This window comes from Sulfurisphaera sp. (assembly GCF_059755235.1).
In genome coordinates this window covers 26,434-45,119 of record NZ_DBPRYF010000052.1, presented here as the reverse complement: position 1 = coordinate 45,119, position 18,686 = coordinate 26,434, and the positions used below count along the sequence as shown (strand labels likewise).

The 18,686-nt window shown below is 35.5% G+C and carries 19 protein-coding genes; 9 read left to right on the top strand and 10 right to left on the bottom strand.

The window, feature by feature from the left end; translation table 11 throughout:
• Positions 1-161: 161 nt before the first annotated feature.
• Positions 162-1,298: an aminotransferase-like domain-containing protein gene (locus AC3OCB_RS11075; RefSeq protein ID WP_498342588.1), complete on the bottom strand. Its 1,137-nt coding sequence runs from the start codon at positions 1,296-1,298 to the stop codon at positions 162-164.
• Positions 1,283-2,221 carry an ornithine cyclodeaminase family protein gene (locus AC3OCB_RS11070; protein ID WP_498342586.1) on the bottom strand — a complete coding sequence of 313 codons (939 nt, stop codon included), beginning with the start codon at positions 2,219-2,221 and terminating at the stop codon, positions 1,283-1,285. The genes AC3OCB_RS11075 and AC3OCB_RS11070 overlap by 16 nt, the downstream gene beginning before the upstream one ends.
• Positions 2,222-2,283: 62 nt before the next feature.
• Between AC3OCB_RS11070 and AC3OCB_RS11065 the strand changes: the two genes are divergently transcribed.
• A complete protein-coding gene (locus AC3OCB_RS11065) occupies positions 2,284-2,598 on the top strand; it encodes a winged helix-turn-helix transcriptional regulator (RefSeq protein ID WP_498342585.1) in 315 nt (104 codons plus the stop codon).
• Here the strand turns inward: AC3OCB_RS11065 and AC3OCB_RS11060 are convergent.
• The 4 genes from AC3OCB_RS11060 to AC3OCB_RS11045 are packed head-to-tail and all read right to left on the bottom strand — an operon-like array spanning position 2,581 to position 6,383.
• Positions 2,581-3,264 (bottom strand): polyprenol monophosphomannose synthase, encoded by a 684-nt coding sequence (locus AC3OCB_RS11060; protein WP_498342584.1) that lies wholly within the window; start codon positions 3,262-3,264, stop codon positions 2,581-2,583. The genes AC3OCB_RS11065 and AC3OCB_RS11060 overlap by 18 nt on opposite strands.
• Positions 3,236-3,715: an RNA-binding protein gene (locus AC3OCB_RS11055; protein WP_498342583.1), complete on the bottom strand. Its 480-nt coding sequence runs from the start codon at positions 3,713-3,715 to the stop codon at positions 3,236-3,238. Before AC3OCB_RS11055 ends, AC3OCB_RS11060 begins: the two co-directional genes overlap by 29 nt.
• Positions 3,715-5,832, bottom strand: coding sequence for a glyceraldehyde dehydrogenase subunit alpha (cutA, locus tag AC3OCB_RS11050; protein WP_498342581.1), 2,118 nt, complete (start codon positions 5,830-5,832; stop codon positions 3,715-3,717). The genes AC3OCB_RS11055 and cutA overlap by 1 nt, the downstream gene beginning before the upstream one ends.
• Before the next feature lie 38 nt (positions 5,833-5,870).
• Complete coding sequence (locus AC3OCB_RS11045) at positions 5,871-6,383, bottom strand: M48 family metalloprotease (protein WP_498342580.1); 513 nt, start codon at positions 6,381-6,383, stop codon at positions 5,871-5,873.
• Between the two features lie 79 nt (positions 6,384-6,462).
• Between AC3OCB_RS11045 and AC3OCB_RS11040 the strand changes: the two genes are divergently transcribed.
• On the top strand, positions 6,463-7,482 hold the full coding sequence (locus AC3OCB_RS11040) for a zinc-dependent dehydrogenase (protein ID WP_498342578.1): 1,020 nt from the start codon (positions 6,463-6,465) through the stop codon (positions 7,480-7,482).
• On the opposite strand, the gene AC3OCB_RS11035 is transcribed toward AC3OCB_RS11040, so the two are convergent.
• On the bottom strand, positions 7,390-8,322 hold the full coding sequence (locus AC3OCB_RS11035) for a cobalamin biosynthesis protein (protein ID WP_498342576.1): 933 nt from the start codon (positions 8,320-8,322) through the stop codon (positions 7,390-7,392). The two genes, AC3OCB_RS11040 and AC3OCB_RS11035, sit on opposite strands and share 93 nt — an antisense overlap.
• Positions 8,277-9,026 carry an adenosylcobinamide-GDP ribazoletransferase gene (locus tag AC3OCB_RS11030; protein WP_498342575.1) on the bottom strand — a complete coding sequence of 250 codons (750 nt, stop codon included), beginning with the start codon at positions 9,024-9,026 and terminating at the stop codon, positions 8,277-8,279. Before AC3OCB_RS11030 ends, AC3OCB_RS11035 begins: the two co-directional genes overlap by 46 nt.
• Before the next feature lie 16 nt (positions 9,027-9,042).
• Between AC3OCB_RS11030 and AC3OCB_RS11025 the strand changes: the two genes are divergently transcribed.
• Positions 9,043-10,437, top strand: coding sequence for a cobyric acid synthase (locus tag AC3OCB_RS11025; protein WP_498342573.1), 1,395 nt, complete (start codon positions 9,043-9,045; stop codon positions 10,435-10,437).
• Between the two features lie 19 nt (positions 10,438-10,456).
• Complete coding sequence (locus AC3OCB_RS11020; RefSeq protein WP_498342572.1) at positions 10,457-11,569, top strand: GMP synthase (glutamine-hydrolyzing); 1,113 nt, start codon at positions 10,457-10,459, stop codon at positions 11,567-11,569.
• On the opposite strand, the gene htpX is transcribed toward AC3OCB_RS11020, so the two are convergent.
• Positions 11,550-12,527 carry a zinc metalloprotease HtpX gene (gene htpX, locus AC3OCB_RS11015; protein WP_498342570.1) on the bottom strand — a complete coding sequence of 326 codons (978 nt, stop codon included), beginning with the start codon at positions 12,525-12,527 and terminating at the stop codon, positions 11,550-11,552. The two genes, AC3OCB_RS11020 and htpX, sit on opposite strands and share 20 nt — an antisense overlap.
• A gap of 132 nt (positions 12,528-12,659) precedes the next feature.
• Between htpX and AC3OCB_RS11010 the strand changes: the two genes are divergently transcribed.
• The 5 genes from AC3OCB_RS11010 to AC3OCB_RS10990 all read left to right on the top strand — a co-directional run bounded on the left by AC3OCB_RS11010 (position 12,660) and on the right by AC3OCB_RS10990 (position 17,526).
• Positions 12,660-13,061, top strand: a complete 402-nt coding sequence (locus tag AC3OCB_RS11010; protein ID WP_498342568.1) for a CBS domain-containing protein — start codon at positions 12,660-12,662, stop codon at positions 13,059-13,061.
• A 246-nt stretch (positions 13,062-13,307) separates the two neighbouring features.
• A complete protein-coding gene (locus AC3OCB_RS11005) occupies positions 13,308-14,792 on the top strand; it encodes an MATE family efflux transporter (protein ID WP_498342567.1) in 1,485 nt (494 codons plus the stop codon).
• Between the two features lie 18 nt (positions 14,793-14,810).
• Positions 14,811-15,629: a class I fructose-bisphosphate aldolase gene (locus tag AC3OCB_RS11000; RefSeq protein ID WP_498342566.1), complete on the top strand. Its 819-nt coding sequence runs from the start codon at positions 14,811-14,813 to the stop codon at positions 15,627-15,629.
• A gap of 12 nt (positions 15,630-15,641) precedes the next feature.
• Positions 15,642-16,769, top strand: a complete 1,128-nt coding sequence (locus AC3OCB_RS10995; RefSeq protein WP_498342565.1) for a glycosyltransferase family 39 protein — start codon at positions 15,642-15,644, stop codon at positions 16,767-16,769.
• Positions 16,759-17,526, top strand: a complete 768-nt coding sequence (locus tag AC3OCB_RS10990; RefSeq protein ID WP_498342564.1) for a nucleotidyltransferase family protein — start codon at positions 16,759-16,761, stop codon at positions 17,524-17,526. The genes AC3OCB_RS10995 and AC3OCB_RS10990 overlap by 11 nt, the downstream gene beginning before the upstream one ends.
• Here AC3OCB_RS10990 and agl3 read toward each other — a convergent pair.
• Positions 17,510-18,667, bottom strand: a complete 1,158-nt coding sequence (gene agl3 / locus AC3OCB_RS10985) for a UDP-sulfoquinovose synthase (RefSeq protein ID WP_498342563.1) — start codon at positions 18,665-18,667, stop codon at positions 17,510-17,512. The genes AC3OCB_RS10990 and agl3 overlap by 17 nt on opposite strands.
• Between the last annotated feature and the right edge of the window lie 19 nt (positions 18,668-18,686).

Below are 18,686 nucleotides of genomic sequence, written 5' to 3'. Positions count from 1 at the left end.
AAAAATCCCTCAACTCATCATTAAATTAAAGGAATATAAGTTTATCGAACAAGCGTTTCATTGAGGATTTCTACAGAGCTCTTAACATCTTCGCCTTAAAAGGTGAGGCTTTCGGTTGTAAAAATAGCAGGTTCTTTTTTATATTTCTTTCCAAGAGATACTTAAATCATATTCCAAGCCGTTTTCAAAATCTTAACTCCTTTCTTTATTTTTTCTTCTGACGAAACTGAAACGCTTAGTCTTGCCATTGTGTCTCCTCCTCTTAAGAAGAATGGTTTTGCTGGCACAAAACTCAGTCCATGATTAACAGCTTCCCGGAATACTTTCCAACTGTCTTTCTTTAGATCAAGAAGAAGAAAGAACCCGCAGGAAGGCTTATTAAAATCTGTGAACCCTTCATCTTCAAGAGAATCAGTAAGTATTTTCATTTTTTTGTTGTAATGAGAGTGCAAATATTTCATTCTATCTTTTACTAACCCCTTCCTTAGAAGCTTAAGTATCACATACTGGTTTATGGTAGACGTAGAGAAATCCATCTGTTCCAACAAGGAGACCTTTTCTGCTATTTCTTCATTAGCTAAGATAAATCCAATCCTTAAGCCTGGAGCTATTATTTTACTAAATGAACTAATGTAAATGACTCTTCCACTTTTGTCAAAATACTTTATGGGTTTTGGTGTCTCACCGGCAATCGGTTTATAAGGATCATCTTCAAGAATGTAAAAATCATATTGTTCTGATAATTCAGCTAACCTTTTTCTCCTCTCTTCACAAAGAGTAACCCCTGCAGGGTTATGACAGTTTGGTATTACATAAAGGAGCTTTATTTTAACTACTTTTAGTAGTGCCTCTAACTCCTCCACATTTATCCCTTTAGAGTCAACTCCAATTGGTAAAACTACATTACTCCTTAACTTTAGTGGGGTAAAAGTTTCAATGAAAGTGGGGTTTTCGACAGCAATTGTATCATCTTCGAGAAAATATTTAGCTAACAATTCCATTGCATGTTGTGCTCCACTCGTAACTACTACTTTTCCATTTTTTGGCAAATCTAAAAGTGGCAAATAATTTTCTTCAATTTCTTTAACTAGTTCCTCTTGTCCCCCGGCACCAGGATAGAAAAGAACTTTACTTCCATATTCTTCTATTACTTCTTGATAAGCCTCTTTTATTTCATTTAATGGCATTACATTAGGATCAGGTGTTCCACTGGCTAGATTTATTTCAACCTTTTTAGCAATCTGTGAAGCTAACTCAACTGGAGAAATTTCAATTTCTCGTCCTATACGACTGGCCATTTTCCTCTTATATCAATTTCACTTCCTATCCCATATTTCTTTGCTTTTTCATACAATAGTTTCATTACAGCGACGTCTTCTAAACCAATTCCCATTGACTTAAATACGGTAATTTCATCCTCCTTTTCTCTTTTTACATTTCCTCCTATAACTTCAGCTAAAATTTTTACCTTATTCCAATCCAACATGTTCATTTTTTCAGCCATACTTAGGTCTCCTGCTTCTTCTTTGGCTTGGTCTATATCTTCAACTACTATTAAATTAGCGTTTTTAAGAACCTCTGGATAAAGTTCTACTCTCTCTGGCAAATTAGAGCCTAGAGCGTTTATATGTGTTCCCTTATTTAAAAACTCATATTTTACAAAAGGATCCTTAGAATTTGTAACCGTTACAACAACATCTGCATTGCAAGCGTCCTTATAATCCTTGGCTCTTTCTACATCTATTCCTTCTTCTCTAATTTTCTTTATTTCTTCTTCAGTTCTTTCCTTGCTCATAACCTTTATTTTTATCCCTTTTTTTAACTCGTGAAATGCCTTAACTTGATATTTACCTTGTTTTCCTAGACCAATTATTCCCACAGTAGTGTAGTTAGGTCTTGCTAAATAGTCTGAAGCTAAAACAGATAGTACACCCGTTCTTATTCTTGAAAATAAATCAGCCTCAGCTAGAAGTACAGGCTCTCCAGAATCGGTGAATAGCATTGAAAAGAAAGTCCCCTTTATAAAAACTTTGAAACCTAAGTATTGATCTAATCCTCCGGATTGATAGGTCAAAACACTACCGTGAAAAGAAGTTCTAACCCTTCTAGTGTTTGTTGCCATTTTATGGTATTGTAATATGAAAGCTTCTTTAATAGCATCATAAGCATCTTTGAAATTTAACATTTTTTGCACATCAGTCTCCTTCAGAAGCAGTGCCAATTCTTATCATAATTTGTTACGCCTAAGAGCTTAAAAGTAAATACTATTGTAAGCTTAAGATTATGGAGCTAACTCCCAGACTTCAAGATATAATTTCTCTCCTTAAAGAAAAGAAAGAAATTAATATAAGAGATTTAGCACTAGAATTAAGGATCTCCCCAAAAACTGCTAAAGGGTATGCCAGGGAACTATATCGACTAGGCTATGTAGAAATAGAAGAAGAAAACATCAAACTAAAAACAGATAATCCAACTCCGGATAATGAGATAAAGAAGATATTAGAGGCTCACGAAATAGAGATTGCAAACCTAAGGAAGGAAATAGAAATGCTTAAGGGAGAAATATTAAAGATGAAGAAATCAAGAAGTAACACTTAGTGACAATTTTAATACATAAATAAACCACTCAAATATTTTCTCACTACCCAATTTGCTCTTTCCTTTACTTCTATCCTTAAAAGTTATGGGAACTTCAACAGTCTTTAATCCATGTTTTTTTACTTGATAGATCGCACATATTTGGAATTCATAGCCATTACTGTGTCTACATTCTTTTACAACTTCTACTGCTTTTCTTGAATATACTCTATATCCCGTAGTATTGTCTTTTGTATCTAGGTGTAACAGTATCTTAGCCAGCAGATTAGCCCCTTTACTTATAATCCTTCTTTTAAGTGGCCAATTTTCTATTTTTCCACCTTTTATATACCTAGAACCAAGAACTAAATCAGCCTTTAATGAGGCATTAAACATTGCTGGTAAATATATTGGATCATGGCTGAGGTCTGCATCCATAGTGGCTATATACTCAAAGCCTAAATCATATGCTTTTAAAAGTCCGAACCTTAGCGCACTTCCTAATCCTCTCTCGTTTTTTCTTACAAAAACTTCCGCATCTAGTTTTTTTGCAATCTCTGCAGTACCGTCTTGACTATTGTCATCTACGATGATAATTTTTACATCTGGTACGTATTGTCTGATTTGAGGAATTAACTCTTTTATGTTCTCTGCCTCATTATACGTTGGGATTACTACTCCTTTCATTGCACATATCCCATATCTCGTCGTCAATATAATGTAAATTTATTCCAAACTTCCCTTTCTTTTCGCTCATTGCCTTTTCTTTATCCATTGTGACTTTTATTACAGCAATAGGTAGCCCAGTCTTGGTCTTCACAAGTACAATATCCCCTTCTTTACAATCACAGTTATATTGTACTATACCCGGGACGAATAAATCAGCACCTTTTACTACATGCCTTACAGCCCCTTCATCAACGGTAACTGAGGGTAATGGCGGATTATACTTTCTTATAAAGCATAAGGTAGGAATTAATTCTTCTGAGAAGAACGAAAGAAGTCCATCAACAAAATAATATATCATCTTTTTCTCTTTTCCTTCTTCTATTTTCCCTTCAATAGTTATATTATATTTCTTTTTTATTTCTTCCAATATTCTTTTAGCTTCTTTTTCTGAGACAAAGTGTTTCTGCATTACTTTATCATCTCCTCAAATTTTACTGGCATACTCGTTATTCTCTTTTTAATACACTGCTCAACAGCATTTATAATTGTTGGTGTACCTACAACGGCTCCAGCTTCTCCAATTCCCTTACTTCCAGTAGGATGAGGTGAAGTACCTAGAACTTCATAACGCCATTCTATTAGAGGAGCTTCCACTGCTGTGGGGATAGCATAGTCTTGGAAGTTGGTAGTTAAGAGTTGACCATTTTCATCATAAGAGGCTCCTTCAAGTAAAGCTTGACCCATTCCTTGTACAATTCCTCCTATAGCTTGTCCTTCTGCAAGCAAAGGATTTATAACGTTTCCAATATCATCAATTGCAACGTATTTCTTAACGTAAACCTTCCCGGTTTCATCAATTTTCACTAATGCCATATGTATACCATAAGGTGTTGTAGGGGGTTGCGTTACATTATATATCGAAGTTACATCTAGGCTTTCTCCCCTCTTAAATGCATTTTTAACAATGTCCATGAAAGTTACCTTTTGTCCATTCTTCTTATTTATAACTTCTCCGTTTTTATACTCAACTTCTTCTTTATCCGCATTTAAAAGTTTTGCACCGATTTCTATTAATTTATCCTTCAGCTGCTGAGAAGCTAAAAGAACTGCAGAGCCTCCAATAGTTACAGTCCTACTACCCCACGTTCCTATACCATCTTCTATTATTTCTGTGTCTCCCCATCTAACTTCAATTTTCTCTATTGGTAATTCTAGGATGTCTGCTGTTATCTGTGCAAATGCAGTAGCGTCACCTTGTCCATGAGGACCAGTTCCCGTCACTAATGTTATTTTCCCATCGTATTTAACTGAAATTCTAGCCACTTCCCAAGGGCCAAAGGATGTTATCTCAACATAAGAAGCTACACCAACACATCCATCTTCATTTTTCATTTTTTCATAATATGTTCTTCCTATTTCAAGCAATTTCTTCATATTTCCAGAGTCATATGTGACTCCGAATACGTTCTTGTAAGGTAAAGGATCAATTACATTTTTCATCCTTATTTCATATTGATCAATCCCAAGCTCATTTGCAACAATATTTACTATTCTTTCAATGAAATAAGTTCCTTCTGGTCTCCCTGCTCCTCTATATGATTGTGTTGGAGTTACGTTGGTATGAACTGCATATACATCAACGTCAGCACCTAGGATCTTATAAATTCCGGGCAACATTCTTACAGTACTTTTAACATTACCAGATTCATCATCGTTTGCGTCCGGATAAGGTGCACCAAGGTTTGCTATTAATGTTCCTCTAATCCCTAAAATAGTACCATCCTTCTTAACAGCAACTTCAAATTTTAATTTCTTATCCCTTCCATGTCCAGCAGAAATGAACTCCTCAGTTCTAGTTGGTATCCATTTTAGTGGTCTTCTAAGGTTTAAAGCGAGTTTAGCTAAGGCGTACTCTTCAGGGTGGGCAATTATTTTACTCCCGAAAGCTCCTCCAACGTCTGGTTGTATAACTCTTATGTTTTCAAAGCCAAGGAAATTAACAAGGTTTCTTCTTAAGTAATGGGCAGATTGAGTTGAAGAGTAAACTGTTAACTTACTACCATCAAAGTAAGCCAAGGCTCCTCTAGTTTCTAGTGGAGAAGCTATTACTCTTTGATTGACTAAAGTATCAGAAATCACTAGGTCAGCTTCTTTAAATGCCTTCTCAACATCTCCTCCTTTCCACCTTTCATGGTAATATATATTTGAAGATAAGCCACTATACACCTTGACCTTGTCTTCCAATGCTTTTTCTGGGTCAATGAGAAAATCGAGTTGTTCATATTCAACCTCTACAGACTCAGCCAAATCATAAGCCTTGTATCTATCTCTAGCTATAACTATAGCCACTGGTTGTCCTTCATAAGTAGTCTCTCTTGTAGGTATAGGAAAATCTTCACCCGGATTGATATCCTCTCCAGTGAAAATACCTTCAGCTCTCTTTATCTTAATCCTAGCGTGTGGATATTTGCTTCTCACAAAAGCTACAAAATAAGTTCCAGGTAGTTCGATGTCATCTACGTAAGCTCCTTTCCCTGTTATTAATCTAACATCTTCAATTCTTTTGATCGATTTTCCAACATACACAGAATAAAATTAAGGATTGTGTTATATAAGAGTTTTATTTAGAAGTTAAGCATTTTTAACCTTGTATAAGATGTAGGATGAGAAGAGAAAATACTTCCCTCTTTGTCACCATACTTTTCTATGACACTTTTTAGTTCCTCACCAACTACTCTGTATGCTAATTTATCTGCTTCAATTTCTTGTCTTCTGCTCAAATATTTTGAGAGTAGAAATGTAATAATCAGGGTAAGCAGGGAAAACATGATATTAATCTGGAAAAGAGCTAGTGCGACAATTATTGATGAAGCTAAAAATATTTTGGTTTTATTATAATGGTTCAAGATTATATGAGAGAATTCATGGGCTAAAATTGCCTTTTGTTCGTTTGTGCTGAGATTTAGGAACCCTCTTGTGATTACCAAGCTTTTTCCTATGACATAAGCATTAACACTATTGCTCGGATCTAAGAACACATTAACCCCCTTAACAGAGAACAGTGTTTTCTTTCCTCTTAGGATCAGCCTATCAGCTATAAATAAGAGAGGGAGTAATGTGAAAATAAATATATACATAAATGTTACTACTCAGTATTACTATAAATCTTTTCAAACAAGAAAGAGATTTTAAAACTCAGATAGCTAAGTACAATTTGTGAAAGCAGTACTCTTAGAAAACGGAAAAGCTGTAATAAAGGACGTTCCCAAACCTACAATAAAAGAGAAAGGAGACGTTATTGTAAAGATGAAAGCTTGTGGACTTTGCGGTACTGATATAGAAAAAATATGTGGTCAATATACAGCTTCTCAGCCAATATTAGGTCATGAACCAGCTGGTATTATTGAGGAGAGCAGTGTTGATTTCTTAAAACCAGGGCAAAGGGTGTTTGCTCATCACCATGTTCCTTGTTATGAGTGTTACTATTGTACTCATGGAAGTCCTACTATGTGTCCTTATTATAGGAAGACAAATCTTGACCCCGGAGGATTTGCAGAATACTTTAGGGTCCCTGCATGGAACGTCGTTAGAGGAGGTATTTTAGTCTTACCAGATACTGTGACATTTGATGAGGGTTCGTTCATAGAACCTTTAGCAACAGTAGTTAGAGCACAGAGAAGAGCAAGAGTGAATAAAGGAGACTCTGTTTTAGTGGTCGGAGCAGGTCCAATGGGTCTTCTTCATGTAATGATGGCAAAAGCTAAAGGTGCCTCTACGGTAATAACTTCTGATGTAGCAGAGTTTAGAGTCGAATATGCCTCAAAAGTAGGAGCAGATCACTCTTTAAATGCTAAAAAGGTCGACATTCAGAGTGAGGTTAAAAAGCTCACAGATGGTAGAGGAGTTGATATTGCTATAATAGCTTCTGGAGCTCCTTCTGCAATATTATCTGGCCTATATTCTGTCAGAAAAGGAGGATATGTTCTCTTATTTGGCGTTCCTTTTAAGGGTACTATATTGAACTATGACATAAGTGAACTTCTGAATAACGAAATATCGATAATCTCAAGTAACGCTGCGGTAGAAGAGGACACAAGGGAAGCCTTGCAGTTAATCTACGAAAAGAAAGTTGATGTTGCCAAGTTAATTACCCATAAATTCCCTCTTGAGCAGTTCAATGAGGCCGTAAGGATAGCTAAGGAAGGCGAGTCCATAAAGGTAGTAATATACGATTGAAATAAACAAAGTGTAAATGATTAAAGTTACAATAAACAACTTTAGGGCTTTTTCTCCGTCTTTTTCATTAGGTAGTTCTCCTTCTCCTACAGTATAGCATCCAATTTTTTCAAGTTTAACGTTTAAAATTGAAGAAGCAAAGGAGATCGGATATTTCGCATTTGTACTTTGTATTTTGCTTTCCTTTAAGTTTTTTAAAACATTTCTGGGCTTGTAACCCAACAAGTACGCCGAAAATAGCATAAAAAATGCGGTAAGCCTAGCTGGAATATAGTTCAGAACAGTATCAACTTTTGCACTAAACCATCCTTCCTTTCTTAGCTCTACAGTAGGGTAGCCAACCATACTATCCATCGTGTTAGCAAATCTCTGTAGCAAAGCTCCAGGGTAGCCGAGTATAAGAAACCAGAAAAATGGTGAAGTTATTCCATCTACTAAGCTCTCAAAGAGTGATTCTATTGAGGCCGAAAGTACATGGGGGTCATCAATCTCATATACATTTCTTCTTACCAGCTGTTGTGCGTATTCCCTCCTTTTCTCTTTATCTTTTATACTCTTCTTCACTAGTTGATATAACATTTTTACTGAGAAGGAAGTTTTAAGGAAAAAAGCAAGTAAAATAATTTGAATTATTGGAAATGGAATTAGCAAGGGAATAAGAAGTATTAGAAGAATGGGAACTACAGATATAATCCATATTAGAACTCCATAAAGGTATCCTTTGTAAGGCTTTATCAACTTTTCAGAGATTTTTCCTACCCAAACTACTGGGTGTAGAAAAAGTGGTGGTTCACCTAATGTAAGGTCAATGAGTAAAGCGATATAAAGAATGGGTAACAATTCCTTTCAGCAACTAATAAAAAGATAGGGAATGATAAAGTTATTACTGCGCCCACAAAATCACCTGAAACCCCTCTTAGGATCTTGAATCCAAGCAGATAGAAAATAGCGAAGAGTACTACAAGCCCTATCATTGTCTCAACGTTACCTAAGAGAATTACTTGAAGAATAATAATTAGAACTTTCCAATGTTTATTCAATTTATCGTGAAATACTTTCCCCATATAGCTTCCCTCCATTGGGTTCATTAGAGAGAGAAGAAGGATGCCTAGACTCCTACTTTCTACCTCAGAAATTAGTAAAGGAAAGTAGCTTACTCTGTTTGAAGAAAATATAGCTAAAAGAAACAATGAGAGGTACACCAATAGTAAACCAATACCTCCAGAACCCACTTCTACATCGTGTAAAGCCTTCAGCCTTTTATCATAGTCCCTTACCATGATTGCGTCTCCAAAATCAAGCAAACCATCTAGATGATGGAAGCCCCTTATTATCTCGACTGTAGGCAAAAGAAGGAATAAAGAATATTTGCCTAAAAAAGGATAAGCAAGGAAGACTATCAGAAAGTCTATCATAGAAGTGACTACTCCTACAATTAGAGGAGCAAGAAAAGACATGTCAGCAGTATCTTCCAAGCTGGCCTTAACAGATGGAATTATTGTAAAGAACGATATCTGGGCTACAATCCCCTTAAATACTTTCATCGAGTGAGTTATTCATGTGGCAGTTATTATAGCTTCAACTATGAGTGACTCTGGAAAGTCCACGGTTACAACTTCACTTGTAAGACTCCTTGGTTTAACACCTATGAAGATTCAAAACATGTCCCTAAACAGTTTTCCTACAATGGATGGCGGGGAGATTGCGTTTATTCAAGCTTATCAGGCTTTTGCAAGAGGGATAGAACCAGAAAGATATATGAATCCTATTCTATTAAAACCTGCGGGAAAAGGAATAGAAGTAATTTTATTTGGGAATCCTTTAGGAGTGTTTTCTGCTGAAGATTACTATTCAAGAATAGAAACTTTTTGGGAAAAGATTAAATCGTCAATCAGAAACGAATTGGTAATTGAGTCAGCTGGAGGTATCGAGCCTAATTTTGTTGAAAAAGATTTAACGATGGTTAGGATAGTAAAAGAGTTTCAAATACCGGTTATCCTTGTCTTAGATATTGATAGAGGAGGCGCATTTACCTCAGCTCTAGGCTCTTATTATACCCTACCAGAAAGCGTAAGGAAAAGCTTGAAGGGGTTTATTATCAACAAGTTTAGAGGAGAGGAGAAGTTTCTTTTACCTGCAATAAAATGGCTTGAAGAAAAAACAGGCATGAAATACCTTGGTTATCTTCCTTATTTTGAGGAACCACCTATAATGCAGGAGGATTCAATGAATATTTACGAAATGGGAGAAGGGGATATTGAAGTTGGTGTTGTAACTTACCCGTATATGAGTAACTTTAATGAGTTCTATCCTTTCTCTAAATCAAATGCTCATTTAAGATTTATTAGGAGACCATCCCAGCTTTCTAAAGTTGACTTAGTAATTTTACCGGGCAGTAGGAATACTCTTGAGAGTCTTTCATGGCTAGCAGAAAAAGGCTTTACAGATTACTTAAAGAAAAAACCTGTCTTAGGAGTTTGTGGTGGCTTTCAGATAATGGGTAAGAAACTTATAGATCCTTACGGTCTTGAGGCTGGTTTTGCTACAGAATTTGACGGTTTGGGAATATTTGATATAGAAACTACCTTCGAAAGAGAAAAAGTGATTGCAAGGTCGTGGAGCAATCTCAAGGTAGATGGTTATGAAATTAGACGAGGAAAGATAAAGTTTCAAAGTGAGAGACCATTGCTTACCATAACCAGACGAGGATATAATGAAGTTGAAGTAAAAGACGGAATATTAAAAGAAGATAAGCTTGGGTATAGTATTCATGGTTCTCTCTTCTCTGAAGGAGGGAAAAAACTATTGAGTGAGGTTTTTGGGATTAAAATTTACGTTTCTTCAATGGAAGAGGAAATTGAGGAACAAGCTGAGAGACTTTCTAAAGTGTTTAAGGAGCATATTGATGTTGATTTACTTAACCAAATAAATGTAGAGCAGAATTTATTAAGGTAATTTTTAATTAGTTGAATCAATGGAGTTTGACCCTGAGAAGTTCATTCATGAAATAGAACCTCAGTTAAAAGACATTGTAGATGGAAAAGCAGTAGCTGCGGTAAGTGGAGGCGTTGATAGCACTACAGCTGCTGCACTTTCTTACAAAATCCTTGGTGATAGAGTAGTTCCAGTAATGATTGATACTGGTTTTTTGAGAGAGAATGAAGCACAAAAAGTAAAAGAGATGCTGAAAAATATCATGCCATTACAAGTTGTTGATGTAAGCGAGGAATTTATTTCTGCCCTTGAAGGTCTTTCCGATGCTGAAGAGAAAAGAAAGAAATTTAGGCAACTCTTTTATGATACCCTTTCAAGAATTGTAAAAGAAAACAACGCTAAATACTTAATTCAAGGTACTATTGCAGCTGATTGGGTCGAAACTCAAGGTGGAATAAAGACTCAGCACAATGTTCTTGTCCAGTTAGGAATTGATACCGAAAAGGAATGGGGATTTAAAGTAGTCGAACCTTTAGCTGACCTTTACAAAGATGAGGTTAGAGCACTTTCAAAGTATCTAGGTTTACCAAAAGAGATTTATGCTAGACAACCGTTTCCGGGCCCAGGGCTTCTTGTAAGGGTTGTGGGTAAGTTAACTAGAGAGAAACTTGAGATAGTGAGAAAAGCTACAGAAGTAGTAGAAAGAAACTTAGCAACCCTTAATTTATCTCAGTATTTTTCCGTCATCTTTGAAAGTGACGGCTATTATGATGAAAAACTTTCATCTGAAACGGGATGTAAAGTCAAAGTTTATAATACGTTAGCTACTGGTGTTAAGGGTGACGTCAGGGCGTATGGAAATATAGCAAGCGTTGATTGTAAAAAGGATTATGAAAGTTTGCGTGAGATTGTGGAAAAACTAACTGCTTACAACATAACACATGTTTTGGTTAAAGTGAAAGATGTAAACCCTAATGGACAGTACACTATAGGTATTAGAGCAGTTACTACACAAGACTTTATGACAGCTGATTTTGCAAAAATAGATTGGAATTTACTTGAAAAAATTTCTAATGAACTTAATTATGAAAAAATACGTGAAGTTGTTTACGATGTTACTACTAAACCTCCTGCTACCATAGAGTTTGAGTGAGTTTTTCTAAGAGCTGTATTCTTTTTGCTGGATGAGGATGGTCGCTAAAGATATCTGCAAATGGGCTTACCTTAACTCTTTTCCAGTATTCTACCAGTTCTTGGGCTTTATAAGTTGGTATCTCTGTATCTACTTCAAAACCAGAGAATAATAACATACTACCTATCTGCCCGTACTTTTTCTTGTACCTTTCTATTATATCTGGATCCATTGAAAGGGTTATTTTAGCCAAAGCAGTTTGTAGATTTCTTGCACCATTGGGCACTGTTAAAGCTGAATTTACGTCAGCATATGATTCTCTCATTCTATTTAAGAATAGGACGAAGATATTAAATACAAAGCTTACTGCTATCAGTGCTATTCCTACTAGGAATAAAAGTCCAGAATTGTTATTTCTTCCTTCTCCTCCGCCTAAGAATCCTCCCCACCACAATCCATAGCCTATCCAGTAAAGTAAAGTTGGAATTAAGCCAACAGCTAACAGCAACTCTGTGTCTCTGTGTTTTAAGTGACCTATTTCATGACCTATGACAGCTTTTACTTCATCCGGTGTTAACATTTTTAGCAAAGGTAATGTGATTGCCATATTTTTACCGTAAATAGGGCTTTCAAAGGCAAAAGCATTTGGAAATGGTACGTTAGCAATATACACTTTTGGTGTATTAATTCTATTGTAGAGTGCTACTTCTTGTACTAAGTTATAGACCCATCCATAAGTTGGGTCGTCTGGCTTTACTTCAGTCAAGTGATATACAGCTTTTATTAATGCTGGTCCGAAAAGCCATTGAATTATTGTGAAGAATGTTACAAAGGTCAACGAGCCAAGTATTAATATTGGTGCATTAGCAAACCCAAAGAAATAGCCAAGAATTCCATAGATCAGAGCAAACCCTAAGACCAAGATACTTATCGATGCAAGAGCCATTCCTAGTTTTAATTTAGTTACTTCCCAAGTCATTTCAAATTTAAATGCCGTTTTGTAAGTTTAAATTCTTTTTCCAAAAGGTTTGATATCTGTTACAATCCTTGTCGTGAATAAATGATTTTTGTCATAATAACTCTTTTTAATCTCTTTATCGAATAATATAATATGGAAGAGGAAACAATAAAAGATTATATGAAGTCAGAGGTTATTTCAGTACCTAAAGATGCTAAGTTAGTTGATGTTGCAAAGATCATGACTGAAATGAACATCGGGTCTATTATAGTCGTAGATGAAAATAAACCAGTGGGAATAATCACAGAAAGAGATATAGTTAAAGCGATTGGTAAAGGAAAAGATCTAAATACTAAGGCTGAGGAAATAATGACAAAGTCACTAATTACGATCAGAGAAGATTCACCAATAACCGGTGCATTAGCTCTAATGAGGCAATTCAATATAAGGCACTTGCCTGTAATTGATGATAAAGGTAACCTGAAAGGTATTCTCTCTATAAGGGATATAGCCAGAGCAGTAGATGATATGTTCGAAACAATGGGTGAGTATTAATAAGTTATTCTTTTATTTTTATTTTGTTGTGAAGTATAACATTCCAAAAGAATGGTTTGAAATTCTTTCAAAATTAAGCAAAGATAAAAAGGTTGGCTTAAATCAACTTCTTGTTGAAATATACAATTCAAACGAGTGTTTAAACTTGCCTTATGTAGATCCAACATCATACAAGAGTATAAATATCAACTGTGAGTGCACTGATTTGATAAAACATTTAAAGTTTTACTTGTTCTGTTTGGATGAATGAAAGAAGAAGAACAGCAAAAAGTAAGGCTAGTATATACTGGAGTTAGAAATCTTACTTTACGAATTATCACTGCACCTCTTTCATTTATTTTCACTTATTTAGTAGCTCATTATCTTAGCTCTTTACCTAATGGTGAGGTGGTGTTTGCTTCATGGCAATCTTTATATGTTTTGGTAATGGGTTACTTTACGATCCCTGCAGACACATTCTCACTTCTGTCGTCGAGGTATACTAGTGAAAACAGACCTATTGGTGGTTTAATATTACTTAATTTAACGTTAGGTGGAATAGCTAGTCTAATCTACGTCTTACTAGTCCCATATCTTATTTCTTCCTTACACTATGTAGACTATTTAGCTTTTTATTCAATTGCTTTGATAATTATCTCATTTTATCTGTATAGAATATCTTATTCCATTGTTAGGGGCAAATCACCATTAGTTATCGGCACTACTGCATTGGCTTTTCAAATAGTCAGACTTATCACGGTAATAGTTGCTTTTTATGTTTTTCATCTAGCAATTCTAGGTGTAGTATATTCATATTTTGCTGGTTATCTTACTCAAACCTTACTGTCAATCCCTAGAATAAAAGCTAATTTGAAGCTAGATTTCAAAGTTGCATTTGCTACAGCGAAAAAATCACTAGCAACAGTGATTTACTATCTTCAATATATTTTAGAAGCTACAATTGTCTGGATAACTATTATTCTTCTTCATAACGATATTCCTATAGCCTATTTTGAATCAGCCTTAATTATTTCTAACGTGATGACATGGTCTTTCTCTCTATATGACGGGTTAATAGCTAAGCTGTCTGAAACCAAAGACCCCGGAATAATAGTTACCTCTGCAAAAATGTACTCCTTCTTATCGACTTTATGGTTAGCCTTAGTCATAGTTGAAGGAAATCCTTTGCTTTATCATATTAGAAGAGATTATCTAGGTGCAATTTACGCTTTAGTAATTCTGTCAATTTCAAACTATCTACGTGGTTGGTATTCAATTTTTTACTATTCCATTGTGATGAAAGATAAAAGCTTAGGATTAGATGAATACGAAAATCCATTCAAAGGGTTAACTGCTAAGCTCAACTTTTCTAATTTGCTCTTTAGTGTCATAGGTATTTTTCTTTCTGTCATAGCAGTTTATCTCTTGCGTTATTCCCCTGCATATTTAATAGCATTAGGAATGACTATAGGAATTCTTATCAATTCTATTTGGATGGTAAAATCCTCTTATTCTATATCAAAAAGTGAGTATAACTTTAAGTTACCTAAAAGAGAGCTAATCTCTTCAGTACTCTCTGCTATTGTCACTATCCTTCCTTTCATGTTTATACATTTTGTATCTTACACTGATATGGTAGTCTATGCTGTTTTAGCTGTTTTCATTTTTGTGGGAGTAAGTTATCTTATAAACCCTTATGCAAGGTCATTTATCAAAGCCTTGTTAAAGGATTTGAGAAAAATTCATATTTAGAGATTTCACAATACTCATGTGATAGGCTTAGAAATTAGGACAAGAAGGCTTTTTGAAAAAGGAAAAGCGTTTGTTGTTGCACTAGACCATGGTCTTGTTATGGGTCCACTAAAGGGAATAGAAAGAGTGGCTGATGTAGTAAAGAAAATAGCTTTTAACGGACCAGATGCCTTACAGATGACTCCAGCAATGGTTAAGCTCGTTAAGGAGAATTTCTTCTCAAGGTCTTCTCCAATGCTGATAGCTAGGTTAGATACAGCAAACGTGTGGAGACAACAGTATAAAAAAGCTGAAAGTGGATACTATTCTGCAGTCTATTCTGTTAGAGATGCTATTGAAGCTGGAGCTGACGCTGTCGTGACATACTTAGTAGTTGGGTATGGAGAAGACCAAGTAGAGGGACTAAATATTGATGCTCTTTCTGCTCTAAGAAGAGAAGCAAATGACTATGGGATACCATTTATAATTGAACCTTTGTATGTAACCCCAGATAACCCAGATTCAGTAAAGGAACCTGAATTGGTTAAATACGTTACTAGACTTGCTTCAGAAATAGGCGCTGATATTCTTAAAGTAGACTATACAGGTGATAAGAAAAGTTTTAAAGAAGTCGTAGACTTAGCATTTGCACCAATCTTAATCAGAGGAGGTCCTAAAACCAAAAATGATGCAGAGTTCTTGTCAATGTTAAATGATGCTATTGAAGCAGGAGCTTCCGGCATAACTGTTGGAAGAAACTTATGGCAAGCTAAGGAACCAGATAAAATGGCGAGAGCAATTTCAGCATTAGTCCATGAAAGGAAGAATGTTGGAGAAGTTTTAAAAATGTTAGAATAGATTTTTTTTCCAATGGATAAAGTTACTTTAATTTCAGTCATTATTCTTGTTGTATCATTAGGAATTTACACGTATTATACTGTAGTTACATTTGCACCGATTCAAGGATATATTGGAGATGAGGTATGGTATCCTACAGCTGCCTATAATATTTTGAAACTTGTTTTCCATGTTCAACCTCCAATGGATTTTAATTATCCGAACGAGCAAGGCATACAAACTTACCTAAATCCAGAGCACCCTCCTTTAGGTAAGTATTTCATGGACATTTTCATCTTACTCCTTGGTTATCAACCTCTAGCTTGGAGAATACCAAGTTGGATTATGGGGGACTTAACTGTAATAGTAGCATTCTTGCCTGCCAGAAAACTTGTAGGGAATGACTTGTGGGGTAATGTAGCAGGTCTAGTTTCAGCAGCACTAATTATGTTATCTCCAAATATTTGGGTAATTCACGGAATAGCAATATTAGATGTATATGTAGGTTTCTTCTCTTTGCTAGCAATTTACCTGTTGCTCTCAGATCAAAGGCTAATTTGGGCATCAATAGCTTTAGGCTTGGCTTTTGCATCTAAAGAAAGCGCTTTCCCACTTCTTTTACCGTTTCTATTTTACGTTGGCGAAATTAAGAAAAGTCCATTGCAAAGGGCAGTGTATGGCATAGGTATTCCAGTTACAGTGTATGTGGTCCTTTCAATTCCGATCATGGTTTATTTCGGGGGACTGTCTGGCTGGATACAAAACTCTTTCTTACATACGCTAAGCTGGGACGCTACAAATGGCCACATCACTCTTTCAGCCATGACTCAAATATCTACACCATGGGATTGGTTTTTTAGTATACATCCATTCTATTTGGGCTACAATTTCTACGCAACAACAAACCCAATATTGATGTTGTTATGGGTAGCAACAACACCAATAGCGTTTATACTTAAAGATACTAAACTGATCACATTAACTATGTCAGCATGGACAATGTGGTTAGGATTTGTGACTATATACTTTCTGGGTAATCACACTCTCTTTAGTTTCTATGTAACCGATTTTGCACCTCTCGTGAACACATATATAGCAGCCTCAATTTTTAAAGCCTTAAAGAAAATAGATGTTAAAAATGTGATGAAATATGGTAAGTAAAGCAGTAATTACGGCCGCAGGAAAAGGGAGTAGAATGAAATATATAACTTCTGTTTTGCCCAAGGCGTTATTACCTCTGTTTAAGGCGGAAGACGGCAAAACGGTTATGATGCCTGTAATTGACCTAATCATGGAATCATTAAAGCAAGCCTATGTAAGTAAGTTTTGCCTAGTTGTAGGTAGGCATGGAAAACTTCTTATGGATTACCTTTTTGAAAGAGGAGTCACTTTTGTTTTTCAGCCAGAACCCAAGGGTTTTGGTGACGCAGTATTAAGAGCCGAAGATTTTGCTAATAATGACCCTTTTTTTGTTCATGCCGATGACGGTGTATTAACGGGTGGATACATAGAAGCTAACTCTTTGTTTGAGGAAATTAAACCTGAAGCTGTTCTACTAATTAGAGAGGTAAGTAATCCTAAAAGATATGGTATTGTAACTGTTCAAGATAAGGGGGAATATATGGGTCATAAATATTATAGAGTCGTGGAAGCCCAAGAAAAACCTACTGAACCGAAAAGTAATCTAGGCATTTCAGCTGTATATGTGTTTTCGCCTAAGATATTTAACGCATTAAAAAGTGTTAAAGTAGAAGAAGAAAAAGAACTTGAATTAACTTATGGAATACAAAAAATTATCGAAAATGGAGGGGAAGTTTATGCTATAAAACTTGAAAAAGAAAAATGGCTAAATGTAGGAGATCCTCAAAGTTATTATGAGGCCTTAAATTTCTCTTATAAGATTATCTCCTCCACTTAGTTCTAGGTAAAATTGTGTTTTTGAATTTCTCTAATCTCTCCTTGTAAGGTAACAAGTCTTTTATCATATTTTTAACTTCCTCACCTAAGTTTTTCTTAGGATAGTAACCTAGAGACGGTAGTACTTTCCTCTCTGGATTATAATAATGTTCTTCTGCTTCAACCCTTGGATTTGGTAAGGGTCCTATTTGAACATTAAGTCCTAATTCATCTCCTGCTTTCTTAACCATTTCTGCTATTTTCCTCACGCTGTATATTTCCATAAATTGATTAACCACTCTGTACTCCTCTTGTTTTGGTGGGTGTTCTAATAGGAGTGTTAGAGCTCCTATGCTGTCCTCTAAAGAGAGAAATCCTCTAGTCTGTCCACCTTTTCCATATACTGTTAAAGGTATACCTAAGATTGCTTGAACGCAAAACCTATTTACTACAGTACCCCATGTTTCATCGAAATCAAACCTAGTCCTAAGGCTTTCATCTATAATTTCTTGAGTCCTAGTCCCATACACTGGACCTTGCATTATATCAGTTACAGTTAGACCCCAAAGTTCTTGGAAGAAAAGCAAAAAGTCAGTATCGTGGACTTTAGTCCAATGATATACCGATCCTGCTTTTCTAGGTACAATTATTTTATCTTTCTTTCCATTGACTATTGCTTCAATGTATACACTTTCTGGAATATCAAAATTAGGTGTACCGTATTCTCCCATCGTACCCATTTTAAGGATGTGTATTGTTGGGTCTATTTCTTTTACAGCATATATTAGATTTAACGTACTTACTTCATTATTTACCACTGTATAGACAGCATGATCTCTATCTATCATTGAATAAGGAGCAGATCTTTGCTCCGCAAAGTGTACTATGGCATCCGGTTTATGTCTTTTTATTATCTCTTTAAGGTAATTATAGTCTGTCACATCTCCAACATAAAAATCGATGTTAATATCAAGGTGCTTTTTAGCGGCTTTTACTCTATCTTCTGGTTTAGGCAATGGAAAAGCTGAATCTGCTCCTACTTCTTCAGAAAATCTTCTTGTAGACAAGTTATCAATTCCTATGACTTCATGTCCTCTTTTGCCCAAACGTAAAGCTAAAGGCCAACCTAAATATCCGTCAATTCCTAAGATTAGTATTTTCATCGTTGTTTTTACATATCCT

Coding starts and splice junctions, on each gene's coding strand:
- AC3OCB_RS11030 (WP_498342575.1), bottom strand. CDS start 9,026: ATGAAAGTATTTAAGGGGATTGTAGCCCAGATATCGTTCTTTACAATA.
- AC3OCB_RS11045 (WP_498342580.1), bottom strand. CDS start 6,383: ATGTATATATTTATTTTCACATTACTCCCTCTCTTATTTATAGCTGAT.
- AC3OCB_RS11065 (WP_498342585.1), top strand. CDS start 2,284: ATGGAGCTAACTCCCAGACTTCAAGATATAATTTCTCTCCTTAAAGAA.
- AC3OCB_RS11055 (WP_498342583.1), bottom strand. CDS start 3,715: ATGCAGAAACACTTTGTCTCAGAAAAAGAAGCTAAAAGAATATTGGAA.
- AC3OCB_RS11060 (WP_498342584.1), bottom strand. CDS start 3,264: ATGAAAGGAGTAGTAATCCCAACGTATAATGAGGCAGAGAACATAAAA.
- AC3OCB_RS11010 (WP_498342568.1), top strand. CDS start 12,660: ATGGAAGAGGAAACAATAAAAGATTATATGAAGTCAGAGGTTATTTCA.
- AC3OCB_RS10995 (WP_498342565.1), top strand. CDS start 15,642: ATGGATAAAGTTACTTTAATTTCAGTCATTATTCTTGTTGTATCATTA.
- AC3OCB_RS11075 (WP_498342588.1), bottom strand. CDS start 1,298: ATGGCCAGTCGTATAGGACGAGAAATTGAAATTTCTCCAGTTGAGTTA.
- agl3 (WP_498342563.1), bottom strand. CDS start 18,667: ATGAAAATACTAATCTTAGGAATTGACGGATATTTAGGTTGGCCTTTA.
- AC3OCB_RS10990 (WP_498342564.1), top strand. CDS start 16,759: ATGGTAAGTAAAGCAGTAATTACGGCCGCAGGAAAAGGGAGTAGAATG.
- AC3OCB_RS11020 (WP_498342572.1), top strand. CDS start 10,457: ATGGAGTTTGACCCTGAGAAGTTCATTCATGAAATAGAACCTCAGTTA.
- AC3OCB_RS11005 (WP_498342567.1), top strand. CDS start 13,308: ATGAAAGAAGAAGAACAGCAAAAAGTAAGGCTAGTATATACTGGAGTT.
- htpX (WP_498342570.1), bottom strand. CDS start 12,527: ATGACTTGGGAAGTAACTAAATTAAAACTAGGAATGGCTCTTGCATCG.